We start from the raw sequence: 1155 nt of genomic DNA, 5'->3' as shown, positions 1-1155 counted from the left end.
TCAAGGCCTACCTTCGCCTTGAACTCGGGGGTGTGAACTTTCCTCTTCTTCGCTTCGCTCATTTCGCTCATCCCTTATGACAGCGCACAGCATAAACTACTGTCTTGATTTCAGGGTCCACTATAGCCATGTTATCTCTGGTTTCGATCAGTAGTTACGCTCGTGCCGAAACCACAGATGAGTTGAACAAGGAGGCTGCCCAAGTACTACAGACCCTGTACAGGAATAATCCCACGGCAGAGAGCATCTCAAAGAAAGCCAAGGCAATTCTGGTATTTCCTAAAATCGTCAAAGCCGGACTTGTGTTTGGAGGAAGTTACGGCGAAGGTGTTTTGAACGAAGGTTCGAAGATCACTGATTACTATAATTCTGTTTCTGCATCTTTTGGTTGGCAGGCAGGCGCTGAGTCTTATGGTTATGTCGTATTTCTTATGAACAACAAAGCCGTGCAATATCTTAAAAAGTCGGAAGGGTGGGAAATTGGAGTAGGACCGACGGTGGTCGTAATGGATAAAGGTATTGCAAAGAATCTGTCATCGACCACATTGAAAGATGACGCTTACGCCTTCATTTTTGACCAGCAGGGCCTTATGGCAAGTCTGAGTTTGGAAGGCACAAAGATCACGCGCATCAAGCGTTGAATTGGGTTCAATCATGAGTACAACAGCATGGATTCTAATGGGGCGCTTCGGAATATAAAAAAGAGTTGTAGTCGAATCTGGTGTAAAGGCCAGTTTCAGCATGATGAGTTGAGTTGGTGGAGATCTATATGGAGAAACTGATTGTTTAAGTCAGAAACGAAACCAAGGAAATCATCCACCATCTGGTTCTTGTTGAAATCCTCAACAGACTGCTTGGCGTTGCCGACGCATTTTTGCGCCTCACTGTAAATTTGTTTTGAAAGTCCCTTGATTTGGTAGGCCTGAACCACTGAAACGGAACCAGTATCATGCGAATCCATCAATGGCAGGAACCCGGGAGGCCACAATGATCTCCGTGAACTATAAACGTTTCGCAAACCCCAAAGTTGCCCATACGCACAATCCTTCGCGGGGTGGGTTCCCATTAACTCGTTCTAAAAAAACCAGCATCCTGAGCCGGTTTTCTTTCTTGTATCTCTTTGCTCTGGGCGCGCTGTTTTATCTGATGCATACC

Annotated in this window: 2 protein-coding genes; one reads left to right on the top strand and one right to left on the bottom strand. The window is 45.7% G+C overall.

Translation table 11 applies throughout. The annotated features are described in order from the left end of the window. Positions 1 to 128 precede the first annotated feature (128 nt). On the top strand, positions 129 to 641 hold the full coding sequence (locus IV91_RS0113775; RefSeq protein ID WP_051862748.1) for a lipid-binding SYLF domain-containing protein: 513 nt from the start codon (positions 129 to 131) through the stop codon (positions 639 to 641). A 95-nt stretch (positions 642 to 736) separates the two neighbouring features. Here the strand turns inward: IV91_RS0113775 and IV91_RS0113770 are convergent, their stop codons facing one another. After that, positions 737 to 961, bottom strand: coding sequence for a hypothetical protein (locus IV91_RS0113770; protein ID WP_031599388.1), 225 nt, complete (start codon positions 959 to 961; stop codon positions 737 to 739). Positions 962 to 1155: the final 194 nt, after the last annotated feature.

Origin of the sequence: Ferrovum myxofaciens, assembly GCF_000735045.1 — a bacterium.
GTDB classification, from domain to species: Bacteria; Pseudomonadota; Gammaproteobacteria; order Burkholderiales; family Ferrovaceae; genus Ferrovum; species Ferrovum myxofaciens.
Note: the sequence above shows the minus strand (reverse complement) of the source record. Positions and strands in the feature narration are given on the sequence as shown.

What these genes read in the sequence shown, in the direction of transcription:
- IV91_RS0113775 (WP_051862748.1), top strand. Translation starts at nt 129, where the DNA reads ATGTTATCTCTGGTTTCGATCAGTAGTTACGCTCGTGCCGAAACCACA.
- IV91_RS0113770 (WP_031599388.1), bottom strand. Translation starts at nt 961, where the DNA reads ATGGATTCGCATGATACTGGTTCCGTTTCAGTGGTTCAGGCCTACCAA.